The organism is Pseudonocardia pini (genome assembly GCF_013870575.1).
Classification (GTDB): Bacteria; Actinomycetota; Actinomycetes; order Mycobacteriales; family Pseudonocardiaceae; genus Pseudonocardia; species Pseudonocardia pini.
The window spans coordinates 22460-39454 of sequence record NZ_JACBXB010000003.1 but is presented as its reverse complement, the minus strand read 5'-3'; the positions used below and the strand labels follow the sequence as shown (position 1 = coordinate 39454).

20 protein-coding genes and 1 tRNA gene are annotated in these 16995 nt (G+C 73.1%); 6 read left to right on the top strand and 15 right to left on the bottom strand.

From position 1 onward, the window contains the following. Positions 1–53: 53 nt before the first annotated feature. The 4 genes from H5J29_RS00755 to H5J29_RS00740 form a co-directional block, all read right to left on the bottom strand. Positions 54–836, bottom strand: coding sequence for an enoyl-CoA hydratase-related protein (locus H5J29_RS00755; RefSeq protein WP_312858009.1), 783 nt, complete (start codon positions 834–836; stop codon positions 54–56). Next, positions 833–2014, bottom strand: a complete 1182-nt coding sequence (locus tag H5J29_RS00750; RefSeq protein WP_181778907.1) for a thiolase family protein — start codon at positions 2012–2014, stop codon at positions 833–835. Before H5J29_RS00750 ends, H5J29_RS00755 begins: the two co-directional genes overlap by 4 nt. Before the next feature lie 166 nt (positions 2015–2180). Next, positions 2181–3299 (bottom strand): phosphotransferase family protein, encoded by a 1119-nt coding sequence (locus tag H5J29_RS00745; RefSeq protein WP_181778906.1) that lies wholly within the window; start codon positions 3297–3299, stop codon positions 2181–2183. Next, on the bottom strand, positions 3296–3985 hold the full coding sequence (locus H5J29_RS00740; protein ID WP_220186843.1) for an AMP-binding enzyme: 690 nt from the start codon (positions 3983–3985) through the stop codon (positions 3296–3298). Before H5J29_RS00740 ends, H5J29_RS00745 begins: the two co-directional genes overlap by 4 nt. 7 nt (positions 3986–3992) lie before the next feature. Here H5J29_RS00740 and H5J29_RS34185 point away from each other — a divergent pair, with 7 nt between their 5' ends. Both H5J29_RS34185 and H5J29_RS00730 read left to right on the top strand, forming a co-directional pair. Then, a complete protein-coding gene (locus H5J29_RS34185) occupies positions 3993–4448 on the top strand; it encodes a hypothetical protein (RefSeq protein ID WP_220186842.1) in 456 nt (151 codons plus the stop codon). 14 nt (positions 4449–4462) lie between these two features. Further along, positions 4463–5818 carry a PepSY-associated TM helix domain-containing protein gene (locus H5J29_RS00730; RefSeq protein WP_181778903.1) on the top strand — a complete coding sequence of 452 codons (1356 nt, stop codon included), beginning with the start codon at positions 4463–4465 and terminating at the stop codon, positions 5816–5818. Between the two features lie 43 nt (positions 5819–5861). On the opposite strand, the gene H5J29_RS00725 is transcribed toward H5J29_RS00730, so the two are convergent. From H5J29_RS00725 to H5J29_RS00680, 10 genes are all read right to left on the bottom strand, one after another. Beyond that, the gene (locus H5J29_RS00725; protein ID WP_181778902.1) at positions 5862–6608 is read right to left on the bottom strand and encodes an ABC transporter permease; all 747 of its coding nucleotides are present in this window, start codon (positions 6606–6608) and stop codon (positions 5862–5864) included. Next, the gene (locus H5J29_RS00720) at positions 6605–7483 is read right to left on the bottom strand and encodes an ABC transporter ATP-binding protein (RefSeq protein ID WP_312858008.1); all 879 of its coding nucleotides are present in this window, start codon (positions 7481–7483) and stop codon (positions 6605–6607) included. The genes H5J29_RS00725 and H5J29_RS00720 overlap by 4 nt, the downstream gene beginning before the upstream one ends. After that, positions 7480–7785 (bottom strand): transcriptional regulator, encoded by a 306-nt coding sequence (locus tag H5J29_RS00715; protein ID WP_181778901.1) that lies wholly within the window; start codon positions 7783–7785, stop codon positions 7480–7482. Before H5J29_RS00715 ends, H5J29_RS00720 begins: the two co-directional genes overlap by 4 nt. Continuing rightward, entirely contained in the window at positions 7782–8393 is a 612-nt protein-coding gene (locus tag H5J29_RS00710) for a hypothetical protein (protein ID WP_181778900.1), read from the bottom strand. The genes H5J29_RS00715 and H5J29_RS00710 overlap by 4 nt, the downstream gene beginning before the upstream one ends. An 849-nt stretch (positions 8394–9242) precedes the next feature. Next, a complete protein-coding gene (locus tag H5J29_RS00705) occupies positions 9243–9665 on the bottom strand; it encodes a GtrA family protein (protein ID WP_181778899.1) in 423 nt (140 codons plus the stop codon). Positions 9666–9699: 34 nt separating this feature from the next. Further along, positions 9700–10620, bottom strand: a complete 921-nt coding sequence (glfT1, locus tag H5J29_RS00700) for a galactofuranosyltransferase GlfT1 (protein ID WP_181778898.1) — start codon at positions 10618–10620, stop codon at positions 9700–9702. After that, a complete protein-coding gene (gene wzt, locus H5J29_RS00695; RefSeq protein WP_181778897.1) occupies positions 10617–11393 on the bottom strand; it encodes a galactan export ABC transporter ATP-binding subunit Wzt/RfbE in 777 nt (258 codons plus the stop codon). Before wzt ends, glfT1 begins: the two co-directional genes overlap by 4 nt. A gap of 2 nt (positions 11394–11395) precedes the next feature. Continuing rightward, on the bottom strand, positions 11396–12262 hold the full coding sequence (wzm, locus tag H5J29_RS00690) for a galactan export ABC transporter permease subunit Wzm/RfbD (RefSeq protein WP_181778911.1): 867 nt from the start codon (positions 12260–12262) through the stop codon (positions 11396–11398). Positions 12263–12343: 81 nt separating this feature from the next. Beyond that, positions 12344–12898 carry a bacterial proteasome activator family protein gene (locus H5J29_RS00685; protein ID WP_181778896.1) on the bottom strand — a complete coding sequence of 185 codons (555 nt, stop codon included), beginning with the start codon at positions 12896–12898 and terminating at the stop codon, positions 12344–12346. A 41-nt stretch (positions 12899–12939) separates the two neighbouring features. Beyond that, positions 12940–13923, bottom strand: coding sequence for an NAD(P)H-quinone oxidoreductase (locus H5J29_RS00680; protein WP_181778895.1), 984 nt, complete (start codon positions 13921–13923; stop codon positions 12940–12942). 53 nt (positions 13924–13976) lie between these two features. Between H5J29_RS00680 and H5J29_RS00675 the strand changes: the two genes are divergently transcribed. Together H5J29_RS00675 and H5J29_RS00670 are read left to right on the top strand one after the other, a co-directional pair. Beyond that, positions 13977–14609, top strand: coding sequence for a GNAT family N-acetyltransferase (locus H5J29_RS00675; protein ID WP_181778894.1), 633 nt, complete (start codon positions 13977–13979; stop codon positions 14607–14609). Between the two features lie 230 nt (positions 14610–14839). After that, the gene (locus tag H5J29_RS00670; RefSeq protein WP_181778893.1) at positions 14840–15118 is read left to right on the top strand and encodes a DUF2695 domain-containing protein; all 279 of its coding nucleotides are present in this window, start codon (positions 14840–14842) and stop codon (positions 15116–15118) included. On the opposite strand, the gene ypfJ is transcribed toward H5J29_RS00670, so the two are convergent. Continuing rightward, positions 15096–16049, bottom strand: coding sequence for a KPN_02809 family neutral zinc metallopeptidase (gene ypfJ, locus H5J29_RS00665; RefSeq protein WP_181778892.1), 954 nt, complete (start codon positions 16047–16049; stop codon positions 15096–15098). The two genes, H5J29_RS00670 and ypfJ, sit on opposite strands and share 23 nt — an antisense overlap. A 102-nt stretch (positions 16050–16151) precedes the next feature. Here ypfJ and H5J29_RS00660 point away from each other — a divergent pair, with 102 nt between their 5' ends. Continuing rightward, positions 16152–16646, top strand: coding sequence for a MarR family winged helix-turn-helix transcriptional regulator (locus H5J29_RS00660; RefSeq protein WP_312858007.1), 495 nt, complete (start codon positions 16152–16154; stop codon positions 16644–16646). 10 nt (positions 16647–16656) lie between these two features. Next, positions 16657–16744 (top strand) — tRNA-Ser (locus H5J29_RS00655). Positions 16745–16995: the final 251 nt, after the last annotated feature.

Genomic DNA, 16995 nt, shown 5'->3' with positions numbered 1-16995 from the left:
CGAGCCCGTCGCACGCCATCTCCAGCAGCATCCCGAGGTGCATCGCGGTCCTCTCAGCGCCCGGTCCAGCGCGGGGCGCGCTTCTCGGCGAAGGCGCGCGCGCCCTCCACGGCGTCCTGGCCGTCGAACACCGGCTTGACGGCGGCGGCGAGCGCCTCGCGGTCCGGGTCGCCGATCTCGGCGTACATCAGCTCCTTGGTCACGCGCAGCGCCAGCGGTCCGTTGGCGGCGATCCGTTCCGCGAGCGCCAGCGCGGTGGGCAGCACGTCGGCGGCCGGGACCACCCGGTTGACCAGGCCCATCTCCTGGATGCGGGCCGCGTCGACGAGCTCGCCGGTGAGCCCGAGCTCCAAGGCGTACGCGAGCGGGATGCGGCGGGGGAGGCGGGTGCCCCCGCCCGCCGCGACCAGCCCCCGCGACACCTCGGGCAGGCCGAACCGGGCCGCGTCCGAGGCGACCACGAGATCGCAGGCGAGCGCCAGCTCCAGGCCGCCGCCCACGGCGGTACCGGTGACGGCCGCGACCACCGGCTTCGGGAAGACCCGCGAGGTGAGGACGCCCAGCCCGGGGCCCTCGACCTCGAGCCCACCCGACGCGAACGCCTTGAGGTCCATCCCGGCGCAGAAGATCTTCCCCCCGGCCGCGGTGAGCACCAGGGCCCGCACCTCCGGGTCCGCCTCGGCCTCGGCGAAGGCGCGGCCGAGGCCGGTCATGGTCGGCCCGTCGAGCGAGTTCGCCGCGTGCGGCCGGTTCAGCGTGACGACGGTGACGGCGCCGCGGCGCTCGACCAGGACGGGCTGCTCCGTGCTCACGGGGCCGCTCACGGGGCCGCTCACGGGGCCGCCACCTCCAGCACCATCGCCGAGCCCATGCCGCCGCCCGCGCACATCGCGGCGACGGCGATCCCGCCGCCGCGCCTGCGCAGCTCGTGCACCAGCGTGGTGACCATCCGCGCCCCCGTCGCGGCCACCGGGTGGCCGAGGCTGCACCCGCTGCCGCTGACGTTGACGATCTCCTCGTCGATGTCCAGCAGCCGGGTGGTGGCCACGCACATCGCGGCGAAGGCCTCGTTGATCTCGAACAGGTCCACGTCCCCGACCTCCAGCCCGGCGCGGCGCAGCGCCTTCGGGATCGCGCGGACCGGGGCGAGCCCGGTCTCGGCGGGGTCCACGCCCACCGACGCCCAGGACCGCACGACCGCCAGCGGGGTGAGGCCGTGCCGGGCCACGGCGTCGTCGGACGCGAGGGTGACGGCCGCCGCGGCGTCGTTGATCCCGGAACTGTTGCCCGCGGTCACGCTGAAGCCCTCGATCTCGGGGTGCAATGGCTTGAGCGCGGCGAGCTTCTCCAGGGTCGTGCCCCGGCGGGGGTGCTCGTCGACCTCGAAGACGGTCTCGGTGCCGTCCGCGCGGCGCACGGTGATCGGCACGATCTCGTCGACGAAGCGGCCCGCGTCGATCGCCGCCACGGCACGCTGGTGCGACCGGAGCGCCCAGGCGTCCATCTCCTCGCGGGTCACCCCGCCGATCCGCGCGGCGTTCCAGCCGACCGTGATCGACATGTCCTGGTTGGGCGCGTCGGGACGGTCCGGGTGCGACGGGGACATCCACGCCTCGTCCCAGTCCTGGGTGCCCGGCACCCGGTAGCGGGAGAGCGGCGCCGTGGAGCGGGACTCGACTCCGCCCGCGATGACGACGTCGTCCATCCCGGCCCGGATGCTGCCCGCCGCCATCGCGACGGCGGTCAGCCCCGACGCGCAGTGCCGGTTGAGGGCGACGCCGGGGACCTCCTGCAGGCCCGCGGTCACGGCGGCGTGCCGCGCGATGTCCCCGCCGCCGTACATCACCTCGCCGAGCACCAGGTCGTCGACGGCCTCGGGGGCCAGCCCGCTGCGCTCGACCGACGCGCCGACCACGGTGTGGGCCAGGTCGAAGGCACTGGTGTCGGCCAGCGTGCCCTTGCGGTAGGTGCCGATGGCGGTGCGGCACGCGGAGACGACGACGGCGTCGGGCATGGGGGCTCCTCGCGGGGTCCGGGGCGGGGCCGGGTCGAGCCCGGTCCACCGATGCCGCGAGTCTAGGTCGACTCCGCATCTTCTGACAACTGCGTTCACATTGATATGCGCCGATAGGACCTCGTCTCATCGCCGGTGAGACGAGCACTGATCTGACTGAGAGTCTTCACCGTGCGGCGACTCCCCGCCGCCGGGCCTCCAGCAGCGCCAGGGTGTCCAGGTCCTCGGTCGCCGTGGCGAAGTACGCGATCGCGGCGTGGTTGTCGTGGCCCCAGTGGTCCCGGGTACCCATGAAGGCCATCAGCCCGTACATCGCCCACCGGCGGTAGTCCTCCCAGTACGTGGCGAGGTCCGGCACGTCCACCGCGCCCGCCCCGACCAGCGCGTCCCGGTAGTGCGCGAGGAGGTCGTGCTCCGCCGCCCGGCGCTCCTCGACCGTCAGGGCGCTCACCACGAAGTAGCTGACGTCCCGCAGCCCGCTGCCCTTGCGGGCCATCTGCCAGTCCAGCCAGATCCGGTGCCCGTCCGGCCGGAGGTAGGTGTTGCCCAGGTGCGAGTCGCCGTGCACGACGGTAGTCGGCCCCGGTCTGCCGCGTGCCCACTCGTTGAGCAGGTCGTAGGCGCGCAGGAACCGCTGCGGGTCGGCCACCATCCACGCCGGCAGCCGCTCGCGGTAGACCTCCCGGCCGAGGTTCTCCTCGACCAGCCACCAGATCGTGCGCGGCTGGTCGCAGTCGCCGGGGGTGTCCATGGAGGTCGGCAGCCAGGTCGCGGCGTGGAGGGCGGGCGCCTCCCAGAAGCGGGCGTGCAGGACGGCGAGGTCCTCGAGCCCGCGGGCGACGCCGTCGACCCCGATCCGGTGGTACGTGCTGCCGAACTCGCCGCCGAGCTCCACCAGGTCCTCGAGCACGACGAGCCCGCGGGTGCTGTCGGCGTCCCAGTCGGCGAGGTACGAGACCGGGACCGGAGCCGCCGAGCCCGCGGCGAGCTCGTGGTAGAAGCGGGCCTCGGTCCGGCAGATGTCGAAGGGGTTCGGCCGCCCGGTGAAGTTCCCCTTGAGGCACAGGTGGCGCGGCAGTCCCGCCGCCCGTCCCGCGGCGTTGTACTCCACGGCCACCCGGACCTTGGACGTGTGGGTGTTGCGCGTCTCGACCGTCTCCAGGTGCTCCACGACGGTGCCGGGATGGCGCCGGGCGAGCATCGGACCCAGCCACTGCGCGGTCAGGTCCGCGCAGTGTTCCGGCAGCGGGTCGCGGCGGCCGTAGGGCCCGTGCCGCCCCGTCATGCGGGGCTCCCCGCGGCCAGGCCGACGCGGAGCTCGGCCTTGGCGACCTTGCCGAGGCCGGTCAACGGCATGCGCTCGACGAGCTCGAGCCGCTCCGGCAGCTTCTGCACCATCAGCCCGGCACCCCGCAGCCACGCCACGACGTCGGTGAGCGTCGGTGGGCTGGCGGGGTCGGCGGGCCGGACCACCGCGCACACCAGCTCGCCGCGGTCGGGGTCGGGCACGCCGACCACCGCGGCCTCGGCGACGCCGGGGCAGGAGGCCAGCAGCTCCTCGACCTCGATCGCCGAGATGGTCTCGCCCTTGCGGAGGATGACGTCCTTGAGCCTGCCGGTGACCGTGACGTGCCCGGACGGGGCCAGCCGCACGAGGTCCCCGGTGCGGAACCAGCCGTCCGCGGTGAAGGCGGCGGCGTCCTGGGCGGGGTCGGTGTAGCCGGAGGTGACCGAGACGCCGCGGACCTGCAGCTCGCCCTCAACCTCCCGGACCGCACCGTCTCTCATCCCGCCGTCTCTCATCCCGCCGTCTCTCACCCCGCCGTCCGGCCCGACGACCCTGGCCTCCAGGTGGTCGAGCAGCCTGCCGTCCGTGGTGGCGAGGACCTCGTCGGGTTCGTCGGCCTCCTCGCCCTGGCCCTCCGCCCGGGTCCTCGGCCGCGCGGAGGGCCAGGGCGACCCCGGGCGCACCCGTCGGATGCTCAACCGGGCCTGGTGGGCGACGGCCGCGGGCACGGTCCTCACCCTGTTCGTCCTCGGCGGGTACACCTCCGGCGCGTCGCTGCCCGCCGCGCTCGACCCCGCGCTGCTGCCCGCCACCGCGGACTCCGATCTCGGGGCGGTCCTGCGCGCTCGGCTGTCCGGCCTGGTGGTGGCCGCGGTCGCCGGCACGCTGCTGGTCGAGGCGGAGCCCACCGACCGGACCGGCCGCAGCGTGCGGGGTGCGGCCGTCCTCGCCGGGGCGGCAGCCCTCGCCGTCACCTGGGCCGGGCCGAACCCCGTGACCGTCGCCGTGCTCCTCGCGGCGGGCCTGGTCGTGGGCGCGCTGCTCGCCCGACGGGCGCGGTGGCCGCGTCGGGTCTCGGCCGCCGCCGTGGTGGGCGGGGTGGCCCTGCTCGGTTCCAGTGCGCCGTTCGTGCCGGCGCTTCCCTGATCGGAGGAGATCTCGTGACGACGACCCCGCGGGCCCGGCGCACGCCCGTGCTGCGCCCCCTCGCCCGACGGGTGCACTTCCTGGCAGGCATGTTCGTGGCACCCTTCCTGGTGCTCGCGTGCCTGACCGGGCTGCTGTACGTGATCAGCCCGCAGATCCACGAGGACCTGTACGAGGGCCAGCTGACCGCGGAGCGGGCCACCTGGCCGGTGCGCCCGATCGACGAGCAGGTCGCGGCCGCGCTGGCCGGCCACCCCGAGGCGAGCCTCGACTCCGTGGTGCGCCCCGAGGCGAACGGCCGGGCCACGTGGGTCAACCTCGTGACCCCGGGGCAGGCGCCCGGGGAGATGCGGACCGTCTTCGTCGACCCGTACACCAACTACATCAACGGCGAGCTGACGACGATCGGCGGCAGGCTCCCGGCCAACGCGTGGCTGCGGCACTTCCACTCCGACCTGCATCTCGGTCCGGTGGGCTCGCTGTACACGGCGCTCGCGGCGAACTGGCTGGTGGTGATCGTGGCCGCCGGGCTGGTGCTGTGGTTCGCCAAGCAGGGCAGGCGCCCGCGGAAGGCCAAGGACCTGCTCGCCCCGTCCGTGCGCAAGGGGCCTCCCGCGGCCCGGCTGCGGGCGTTGCACGGCGGGATGGGCCTGTACCTGGTCCTCGGCCTGCTGGCGGTCGGCCTCACCGGCACGCTGATGAGCGGGTACACCACGCCGCTGTTCGACACGAGCCCGCCGCGGCTCGTCACGACCCCGTCGGCGGCCGCGGTGGACGGTGCGCCCGTCGTCAGCCTGGACACCGCGCTCGACGCCGGCCGCGAGGCCGGGCTGCAGGGCCTGCTGGAGGTCCGCCCGTCCACCGACCCGAGGGAGCCCATCCGGGTGTCGGAGAAGGCGGAGGGACTGCCCGTGCACCGCGGCGTCGTCGCCGTGGACCCCTCGTCCGGACAGCTGCTGGGCCAGGTGACCTGGGCGGACTACCCGCTCGGGGCGAAGGTCGCCTGGCTGGCGGGCCAGTTCCACACCGGACAGCTCTTCGGCCTCGCCAACCAGATCCTGCTGGCGGTGCTGGTCGTCGGCCTGCTGGCGATCATCCTGACCGGGTACCGGATCTGGTGGCGGCGCAGCCCCTACGGCAACCCGCTGACGTCCGCCCCGAAGCCCGTCTGGCGCGAGCTCGGCGTGAAGCGACTCGCGCTCGTCGCCGCCGTGGCGATCGTTCTGGGGCTCGTCGCGCCGGTGCTCGGGGCCAGCCTCGTCGGGTTCCTCGTGCTCGACGTCGTGTTCCGGGCCGTCGCGGCCCGGCGGGCCCAGGCGGCCGCCAAGCGGGCGGAAGCGGCCGAGCCCCCGCTGGTGACAGCCCCCTGACCTGCGGTGGGTGGTGCTGGAGCGAGCACCACCCGCCGCGTTTTCACCGGAACCGGCGCCCCTCGTCGCGTCGGTACCCCCACACCGCGAGCCCGGCGGTCAGCACGATCCACGCCGCGAGCACGACCAGCGCCACCGTGCTCGGCGGGGTGCCCAGGACCGCCCAGACCACCAGATCCCGGGCGCCGCGGGCGGGCGTGACCACCGAGACCGCCTCCAGCCAGCCGGGGAACAGCATCGGGGGCAGCAGCAGGCCGCCGGCGAAGGCCACCGGGAAGAAGATCAGCTGCGTGACGGGCAGGGCCGCCTTCACCGGCAGCGAGTACCCGATCGCGAGCCCGCCGAGCAGGAACGGCAGCCCCGCGACGAGCAGCGCGACGATCCCGAGCGCGAGCCGTGGGACGGTCGTGGTCGCCGCCGTGAACAGGGCCCCGACCACGATCACCGGCACGATCGCGACCAGCGCGAACGTGGCCCCGGACAGGATCCGGCCCGCGATCCGCGGCCAGGCCGGGGCAGGCAGCGTCCGCAGGTAGGGATCCCAGGACTTCTCCCGGTCGTCCGCCACGCCGACGCCGAAGGTGAACAGGAAGCTGGACATCACCGCGAACACGGTCAACCCCACGACCGCCGCCGTCTCCTGCTCGGCCCCGTAGTCGAACGGGACCACGAAGAACAGCAGGGACAGGGCCGGGAACGCCGCCGCCGACACGATCCCGATCGGGATGCGGACGTTCTCCAGCAGCAGGTAGCGCCAGTGGAGCCTGGTCAACGACGCGCTCGTGGTCATGCGGGGCTCCCGGTGAGCGAGACGAAGGCCTCTTCGAGCGAGGCGGGCCGGACCTGCAGGTCGGTGAAGGGGAGGTCCGCGTGCACGAGGGCGCGGACCAGGGCGTCGGCGTCCGGGGTGTGGAGCTCCCAGCGGTCGCCGTCGCGGACGCTGTGCAGCGTGCCCGCGAGCGGCGGTGCCACCGGTGAGCGCAGGCTGACCCGGCTGACGGCGACCCGGCCGCGGATCTCGTCCATCGGCCCGTCGGCCAGCACCCGGCCGCGGTCGACGACCACCACGCGTCCCGCCAGCGCCTCGATCTCCTCCAGGTAGTGGCTGGTCAGGAGCACGGTGCCGCCTTCGGCGTGAAACTCGCGCACGCCGTCCCAGAGGGTCCGGCGGCCGTCGACGTCCAGGCCGGTGGTGGGCTCGTCGAGCACCACCAGCCGCGGCCGCCCCGCGAAGGCCAGCGCCACCGCGAGCCGCCGCTTCTGCCCGCCGGACAGCCCGCCGGTCTGACGGCGCTCGAGCCCGGTGAGCCCGAACCGCTCCAGGACCTCGCCCGCGGACAGCGGGTCGGCGTAGTGCCGCGAGACGAAGTCCAGCACCTCGCCGACGCGCAGGGTGTGCGGCAGGCCGGTCTCCTGGGGGGTCATGCCCAGCAGGCGGCGGTGCGCGGCGTCTCGCGGGTCGCCGCCGAAGAGCGTGACCCGGCCCGCGTCCGGTCTGCGGAGCCCGACCAGCAGGCTGATCAGGGTGGACTTGCCCGCCCCGTTCGGGCCGAGCAGGCCCACCAGCTCGCCGGGGGCGACGGCGAGGTCCAGCCCGTCGAGCGCGCGGGTGTCGCCGAAGTCCTTGACGACGGCGTGTGCCGCGGCGATCGCGTCCGGGGTCACGACGGGCCGCCGAGCAGCGAGCGGAGCGCCTCGGTGTACTCCTCGAACGCGCGGCGGCCGCGGCGGGTCAGCTCGACGTAGGTCACCGGCGTCCGGCGTTCGTGGGCCTTGGTGATCAGCACGTACTCCGCCTCCTCGAGCTTGCGCAGATGGGTGGAGAGGTTTCCCGCGGTCATGTCCAGCAGCTCCTGCAGGCGCGGGAAGGTGATCCGGTCGCCCTCGGCGAGCGTGGCGAGGGTGGCGGTCACCCGCAGCCGGGCCTGGGCGTGGATGACGGGATCGAGCTGGGGGATCCCGGTCACCGGCGCAGCTCCCAGGCCCCCACGACCAGCAGCGCCCCTCCGACGCCCACCCCCAGGACCAGCGAGTTCGCAGGCAGCCCCACGAACACCGACCCCGCCCCGACGGCCATCACCCACAACCCGGTGACGAAGTTCGGCACGTACGTCCAGACCGCCCCGCTCAGCGCGTACAGCGCCCCGACGACGAACGCGAACAACGCGGGGACCAGCAGGCCGAGCTGGGTGCCGGTCAGCCCGAGGGGCCCGGCCATCGCCCCGACCAGCACCCCGAGGCCGATCATCACGACGGGCCAGGTGAGCCCGTAGAGCATGCCCTGCTTCGCCGAGCCGCCCGCGATCCCGCGGCCGCTGCGGATCCCCACCAGCGCGCTGCTCGCGATCCCGACGACGACGAGCGCGAACGTCCCCCAGCTCGCGACACCGCCCGGCACGGTCCCGATCCCGGCGAGGAAGTAGAGGACGCCGATGACCAGCCACGCCCCGCCCCAGATCAGGAAGAAGTACCCGACCCGCGGCCCGATCCGCGCTGCGGTCTCGGCCTGCTGGGCCCGGATGATCTCCAACGCGTCCGCGGGCCCACTGGGCTCCCGATCCTCGAGCTCGTGCATTGCTCCCCCAACCAGTCTGCGATGACAGCTACTTTGTACCGCAAAGTGGATGGAGAGGAAACCCCGCCCCGACCGACCACCCGCAAGTCAGTCACCAGGGCCCGCGAGCCGGACACCCAGACCCCGCGAGTCGGACACCACAGCCCGCGAGTCCGACACCAGAACCCGCGAGTCCCCCACCCTCGACGCGCGAGTCGGACACGAGGGCCCGCGAGTCGGACACCACAGCCCGCGAGTCCCCCACCCTCGACGCGCGAGTCGGACACGAGGGCCCGCGAGTCGGACACCACGGCCCGCGAGTCCGACGCCACGGCCCGCAAGCCGGACACCAGAACCCGCGAGTCGGACACGACGGCCGGCGAGTCGGACACGACCACGTGCGAGTCCGACACGACCGCCCGCGAGTCGGACATCCCGGCTTTCGCGCCGTCCGACTCGCGCGTCGAGAGTGGGGGACTCGCGGGCGCGAGTCGTACACAACGGCGCGCAAGTCCGACGCCACGGCCTGCGGATCCGACACGACCGCCCGCGAGTCGGACATCCCAGCTCCCACGCCGTCCGACTCGCGCGTCGAAGGTGGGGGACTCGCGGGCGCGAGTCCGACGCCACGGCCCGCGAGTTGGACGTCACGGCCCGTGAGTTGGACGGCACGGCCCGCGAGTTGGACATCTCGGCTCTCGCGCCGTCCGACTCGCGCGTCGAAAGTGGGGGACTCGCGGGTGCGAGTTGGACACCACGGCCTGCGGATCCGAGACCACCGCCCGCGAGTCGGACACCCCGGCTCTCGCGCCGTCCGACTCGCGCGTCGAAAGTGGGGGACTCGCGGGCGGCTCAGCTGTCAGGTGACGGTCAGCGGGAGCGGAAGACCACCGTGCGGAGCATGACGAAGTTGATGGCGGTGGCGGTGCCCTGCGAGATCACCCAGGCGATGGAGGCCTTGAAGGCGATGTCCGGCAGCAGGTACAGCGCCAGCGCGTTCACCCCGACCGCGATCCCGAAGGTCGTGGCGTAGAGGAGGACGAACCCGGCCAGGCGCCCCCGGCCCCCGGCGGCCTCGCCGAAGGTGAACCGCTTGTTGAGGAAGTACGCCGTGGTGGTGCCGCAGATGAACGAGATCGCGCGGGCGAGCCACGTCGGGGCGTCGAGCGCGAGGATCAGGTGGTAGATCCCGAAGTCCACCAGGGCGGAGACGCCGCCGACCGCGGCGAACCGCAGCAGCTGTGCCACGAGCCCGTGCTGCGGCGGTGCCTGCTCGGCCGGGGTCGCGGTCACGGGACGAGGGTAGCGAGGGCGTGAGACGACCGGCTCACGGGGCGCGGTGGAACCGCTCGGCACGCCCCCGGTTGAGCAGCCGCAGCCACGCCAGGAACTCCCGCGGGCTCTTCTTCGTGACCAGGAAGTACCAGGCGAACCGCGGCACCTCCAGCAGCCCGATCCGCCGCATCCCCGGCTGGCTCATCAGGTACCCGCGGTTGCGGTAGGTGTAGTACCGCTTGGTCGCGTCCTCGGGATCCTGGGCGTGCAGCCTGCCTCCGAGCATCGGCTTGAACTCCTCCCCGCCCTGCGGGTGGAGGTAGGTCGGCGCGAGCGCCGTCCCGAAGGGCAGCCCCGAGCGCACGAGCCGACGGTGGAACTCCACCTCGTCCCCCCGTACGAAGAGCCGCAGGTCCGGCACGCCGATCACGTCGAGGGTCGAGGCGCGCAGCAGCGCCCCGTTGAAGAACGAGGCGATGCCGGGCAGCAGCTCGGCGTCACCCTCGCCGTCCGCCTCCAGCAGGGCCGTGCGGGTGCGGTGCCAGGTCAGGCCCCGGCGGAGCGGGAAGGCCAGCCGGTCCGGGTCCGCCTTGTCCGCGACGACCGGGGAGACGGCCGCGAGCCCCCGCCGCTCGGCGACCTCGAGCAGGGTCTCCAGCGCGGTCTCGGATCCGGCGTGCCCGTCGTCGTCGCCCAGCCAGACCCAGTCCGCGCCGAGCGCGAGGGCCTGGAGCATGCCGAGCGCGAACCCGCCCGCGCCCCCGAGGTTGTGCCAGGAGGGCAGCCAGGTCGCGGGGACCCCGCAGGCCTCGACGACCTCGCGCGCGGGCTGGTCCGGCCCGTTGTCGACGACGATCAGGTGCGCGACCGGGTGGGTCTGCTTCGCGATCGCGGCGAGCGAGTCGACCAGCAGCTCCGTGCGGTGCCGCGTGACGACGACGGCGACGACCGACCCCGGGGGCAGCGCGCTCACGAGTCGCGGCGCGCGTAGTGGTCGGCCAGCACGTCCCGCCCCTTGTAGTGGTGCAGCACCTCGCGCAGCGGGCCGAACTCCTTGATCGTGCCGTGCTCCATCCAGATCGCCGTGTCGCAGAGGTCGGCGAGGAACTCGTCCGAGTGGGAGGCGAACACGAGGACGCCGGAGCGCTCGACCAGCTCGTTGAGCCGCCCGCGGGCCTTGGCGAGGAACTCGGCGTCGACGGCCCCGATGCCCTCGTCGAGCAGCAGGATCTCCGGGTCGATGCTGGTCACGACGCCGAGCGCCAGCCGCACCCGCATGCCGGTGGAGTAGGTGCGCAGCGGCATCTCGAGGTAGTCGCCGAGCTCGGTGAAGGCGGCGATGTCGTCGATCCGCGCCTCCATCTCCTTGCGCGTCATACCCAGGAACAGCCCACGGATGATGATGTTGTCCAGCCCCGAGATCTCCGGGTCCATGCCCACGGCGAGATCGAAGATCGGCGCGACCTTGCCGCGGACGGCGGCCCGCCCGCGGGTGGGCTCGTAGATGCCCGCCATGAGCCGCAGGAGGGTGGTCTTGCCCGCTCCGTTGTGCCCGACGAGCGCGACCCGGTCGCCCTTGCGCAGCGCGATGGTGATCTCCCGCAGCGCCTCGATGATCGGCACCTTGGACTCGGTGCCGATCCGGCCCCCCGCCTTGCCCAGCACGGACTTCTTGAGCGAGCGCGACTTGGCGTCGAAGATCGGGAAGTCCACGCAGGCGCGGTCGAGGTCGATGCTCGGTTCCATACTCACACCCAGTAGGCCACGCGGGCCCGGTAGTTGCGCATGCAGAGCAACCCGACGCCCCAGCCGACGACCGTGATCACGCCGACCACGAGCCAGGACCGCGGCTCGATCCCCTGGCCGAGCAGGGGAGCGCGCACGATCTCCAGGAAGTGGTACAGCGGGTTGATCTCCACCAGCGAAGCGCGCTCCCGCACCGCCGGGTTGTCACCCAGGATGTCCACCGACCAGACGATCGGCGTCATGTAGAAGAGCAGCTGGACGACGCTGGCGATGATCGGGGGGATGTCCCGGAACCGGGTCGCCAGGATGCCGGAGAGGATGGCGATCCAGCCGCCGTTGACGGCCAGCAGCGCGAACGCGGGGAGCGCGAGCAGCAGCGACCAGCCCAGCGGGTGCGGGAAGACGACCATGAGGATCGCCCAGATCACCAGGTTGTGTAGGAAGAACAGTGTCTGCCGCCAGACGAGGCGGTAGACGTGCAGGGACAGCGGCGCCGGGAGGAACTTGATCAGTCCCTCGTTGGCGATGAAGACCTCGCTGCCCTCGAGGATGCATCCGGAGATGAAGTTCCAGATCAACAGCCCGACCGCGACGTGCGGCAGGAACTCCTTGATGTCGACCTGGAACAGCAGCGAGTAGAGGATGCCCAGCCCGAGCGCGATCACGCCCATGCTGATGCTGATCCACAGCGGACCGAGCACCGACCGGCGGTAGCGCTGCTTGATGTCCTGCCAGCCGAGGTGGCCCCACAGCGCGCGCTGCCGCCAGCCCGCCGACAGGTCGCCGAACGCCCGGGACCAGCTGCGCGACCCGGGCGCGTCGGCGATCACCGGGCGCTCACGCCCGGCGGTGCTGTCGTCCACGGTCACGGCCACTCGACGAGGGTACCGACGCCCCGACGGCCCCTCGCGAGCGGTGGCACACCGCCCGCGACCTGGGAAGACACCCGGCTAGAGGTACTGACCGGTGCCCCGGCCGCCACCCTCCGGCATCTGCCCCGGCACCTGGGCCCCGCCGATGCCCGGCGGGAGGCCGCGGCGCATCTGCTCCAACTGCGCGCGGGCGGCCATCTGCTGGGCGAACAACGCCGTCTGGATGCCGTGGAACAGGCCCTCCAACCAGCCCACCAGCTGGGCTTGCGCGATGCGCAGCTCGCCCTCGCTGGGGACCGAGTCGTCCGTGAACGGCAGCGAGAGCCGGTTCAGCTCCTCGCGCAGCTCCGGGGCCAGGCCCTCCTCGAGCTCTTTGATGGAGTTCTCGTGGATCTCGCGCAGGCGGGCGCGGGAGGCCTCGTCGAGCGGGGCGGCCCGGACCTCCTCCAGCAGCTGCTTGATCATGGTGCCGATCCGCATGACCTTCGCGGGCTGCTCGACCATCCCGCCGATGCCGCCGCCTGCGTCCTCGGCGTCGTCCCCCTGGGGCACGGTGGTCATGCCGACCGGGCGCCCGTCCGGCCCGACGACCATGACCTGCTGCTGCCCGTCGTTGTCCTCTGGTGCGGTCATGCCCCCATCATGGCCCGCCGCACCGACGGCCGCCCGTGCGCCTACTCGTTCACCAACAGGAGCTTCCCGACGACGCCGCCCGCGTCCAGCGTGCGGTGGGCCTCGGCGGCCTCGGCCAACGGGAACCGGGCGTGCACGACGGGCTTCACCCGGCCGTCGGCCACGAGCGGCCAGATCCGGTCCCGCACCCCCTCGACGACGGCGGCCTTGCCCTGCGGCCCGTCCACCGGCCGTCCGCGCAGGCTCATCGCGGTCACGCTCGCGCGCTTGGTCAGCAGCGCACCGAGGTTCAGCTCGGCCTTCACCCCGCCCTGCATCCCGATGACCATGAGCCGGCCGTCGGTCGCCAGCGCGGCGACGTTCGCCTTGAGCCCCTTGGCCCCCATGTTGTCCAGGATGACGTCGGCGCCGTGGCCGTCGGTGGCCTTCTTCAGCTCCTCGGGGACGTCGCCGTCGTAGTCGATCACGATGTCCGCGCCGAGCTCGCGGCAGACGTCGAACCGCGCGGGGTTGGCGGTGACCGCCACGCGGGCGCCGAGCGCCTTGGCGACCTGGATGGCGTGGGTGCCGATGCCGCTGCTGCCGCCGTGCACCAGGAAGGTCTGGCCCCCGCGCAGCTGCGCGAACTGCACGACGTTGGAGTACACGGTGCACGCGACCTCGGGCAGCGACCCGGCGACGACGAGGTCGACGCCCTGCGGCACCGGCAGCAGCTGCGCCGCGGGCACGGCCACCTTCTGCGCATAGCCGCCGCCTGCGAGCAGGGCGCAGACCTCGTCGCCGGCCGACCAGCCCGTGACCTCGGGGCCGACCTCGGCGATCCGCCCGGAGCACTCCAGGCCGATGACGTCCGACGCCCCGGGCGGCGGCGGGTAGTTGCCCTGCCGCTGCAACAGGTCGGCGCGGTTGACGGCGGTGGCCGCCACGTCCAGCACCACCTCGCCGGGACCCGCCTTCGGGTCCTCGACCTCGGTCCACCGCAGATTCTCGGGCCCACCGGGCTCGCCCACCGTGATCGCGCGCATGCCCCGGACGCTATTCGGTCGTCGGCCCGCGCGCAGTGGGGCAGGGTGACGGCATGCACTGGCCACAGTCGGCGCTGGTCCTGCGCACCCCGCGCCTCGAGCTGCGCCCGGACGACGACGGCGGCCTGGCCGAGCTCGTCGAGGTCGCGTACCGGGGTGTCCATCCGCCGGAGCGGATGCCCTTCATGATCCCGTGGACGGATGCGGACCCGCGGTACCTCGGACGCGGTGCGCTGCAGCACTTCTGGCGGGAGCGGGCGAGGTTCGCGCCGGAGTCGTGGGCGCTGAACTTCCTCGTCCGCTCCGAGGGGCGGGTGATCGGCGTGCAGACCCTGCGGGCGGACGAGTTCGCGGTGCGTCGCGAGACCGGGTCCGGGTCGTGGCTCGGGCTCTCGGCGCAGGGGCGGGGGTTCGGCACGGAGATGCGGGCGGCGATCCTGTCCTACGCGTTCGACGTGCTGGGCGCGGAGCACGCCCGGTCGGAGGCGTTCTCGGACAACGCGGCCTCGCTCGCCGTCTCCGCCCGCCTCGGCTATGCGGAGGACGGCTTCGAGATCCTCTCGCCCCGCGGGAAGCCGGTGCGCAACATCCGGCTGCGCCTCACTCCCGAGACCTTCCGCCGTCCGGACTGGACGGTGCAGGTGGAGGGGCACACTCCCGACCTCGCGGGTCTTCTCGGGGCCTGAGACTCGGCGTCGCAGGGGGAGCGGAGCCGTCCTCGGTCGGAGCTGTGATCGCCGTTTCGGGGGGTCCGGCGCCGCATACGGCTTCGATGGTGCAGAAGCGGTGATCAGGGCCGGGTCTCGCCGTCCGGGCTGCGAGGCGAGCGGGCTGCTCTCGGTCGGGCTGTGGACAACTCGACCGTCCTCCGGCTCGCGGCCACGGAACCGTCGGGGGTCGACCGCACCGTCGGGGCATGACCACAGATCCCGATCCCGACCGCCCGCCGATCACGGGCTGGCCGGACCTGCTGCCCGTGGCCCTGGGGATCAGCCCCACTCAGGTCGGAGCGCTGCGCAGCGTCCTGCGCGGTGCGTTGTCCGCCCGGGCGTGCAGCGGGACGTTCCGCGAGCTCGCGCGCTGGGCGAGACCGCACCGCGTGCCGTGGGACCCGCTCGTCCGCGGCCTGCGGTCCCTCGGCGCGCGGTGCGACTGCGAGGCGTTGGAGGTGGTCAGCCGAGGTTGTTCGTGCTGAAGGTGTCGCAGCGGGCGGGGTCGCCGGTCTGGAAGCCCGTCATGAACCACTTCTCGCGCTGCTCGGAGCTGCCGTGCGTGAACTGGCTCTCGTCGACCCGTCCGCCGCCGAGGTTGCTCTGGATGTAGTCGTCGCCGATGCGGGCGGCGGTGTCCAGGGCGGCGTCGACGTCGGCCTGGTTCACGTCGAGGATCAGCGGGCGACCCGAGGCCGTCGGCGTGGTGGTGGCGTGGTTGCCCCACACACCGGCGTAGCAGTCCGCCTGCAGCTCGAGCCGGACCGAACCCGAGGTCGGCCCGCTGTCACCCGCCCTGACCTGCCGGTTCGTGCCGAGCAGGTTCTGGATGTGGTGGCCGTACTCGTGCGCGACGACGTAGGCGCGCGCGAACGGGCCGCCCTGCGCGCCGAAGCGGGTCTCGAGCTCCTTGAAGAAGGTGAGGTCGATGTAGACCTCGGAGTCGCCGGGGCAGTAGAAGGGCCCCACGTCCGAGGTCGCGCCGCCGCAGCCGCCGGTGCTGACCGAGCCGGAGAAGAAGTTGGTGCGCGGCGGCTGGTAGGTCTGGCCTGCCCGGGCGAAGGCGTCCGACCAGTAGCCGTCGAGCGAGTTCACCACCGCGGTGACCTCGCAGTCGAGGTTGCTGTTCGCGTCGGCGCCGGTGCGGCAGGCCGTCGCGATCTCGGTGTTGTCCGCCGACTGGCCGCTCTGCAGCCCCGAGAGACCGTTCGGCAGCGCGAACCCGCCGCCGCTGGGGTCGCTGCCCCCGCCGCCGAGGAAGGAGATCAGCAGGAAGATCAGGAGCCCGACGATCCCGAGGCCGCCCCCGCCCATCGCCACGCGTCCCCCGACGCCGCCGCCCCCGCCGCCGCCCCCGCCCCTGCGCAGGTCGTCGATGTTCGACGTATCCAGGTCCGCGTTCTCGTCGAACCGCATCGTGCCCTCCTCCGGCGCCCGACCGGTCACCGGTGGGCCGACGACGAGATCCCACCACACCGGGTCGATCAGGTCGACACGGCTTTCATTACTCTGCAGGGCGTGTCGGACGGAGCGGCGTCGCCGCCGCAGTGGCTCGACGAGGGCGAGATGCGCTTCTGGCGCGCCTGGATCATCTCGTCCACCCTGCTGGACAACCGCCTCAACAGGGATCTTCAGGACGGGCACGGCCTCTCGCACGCCGACTACGGGATCCTCGTGGTGCTCTCCGAGCAGGAGGACCACCGCATGCGCATGAGCGTGCTGGCGGACACCCTGGCGATGTCGAAGTCCCGTCTGTCCCACCAGATCTCCCGGATGGAGAAGGCGGGCCTCGTCCGCCGGGACGGCGACGTGTCCGACGGCCGCGGCATCTTCGCCTGCCTGACCCCGGAGGGGCACGAGCGCCTCACCCAGGCGGCGCCGACCCACGTCGACGGCGTCCGCCGCTACGTCGTCGACCTGCTGGACTCCCAGGAACGCGCCGAGGCCGCCCGCTTCCTCGAGCGCGTCGCCGAAGGCCTCCGGACGATCTCCCCGCCACCCTCGACCCAGTAGGCTGCCCCACGGAAGCGTGGCAGAGCGGCCGAATGCACTCGCCTTGAAAGCGAGAGTCCCGAAAGGGTCCGGGGGTTCGAATCCCTCCGCTTCCGCCAGGTCAGAGGCAAGATCACTGATCTTTGTCCGGCCCGCATCGGAGCGTTGACAGCAACCGGTGACAGCAACCCGCCGGCACGCACCGGCGAAGGGCGGCGTTGCTCGGGTGCTCATGCACCCGGACCTTCCGATCTGACACGACGACCGGCTGAAGAAGACGTCGGGATGCCGCAGATCAGGCGCCACGATGCTCCGCCCGGGAGGGCGTACCCCGTGTTCGGACCATCGCCAGTCATCCTGAGAGCCTGTG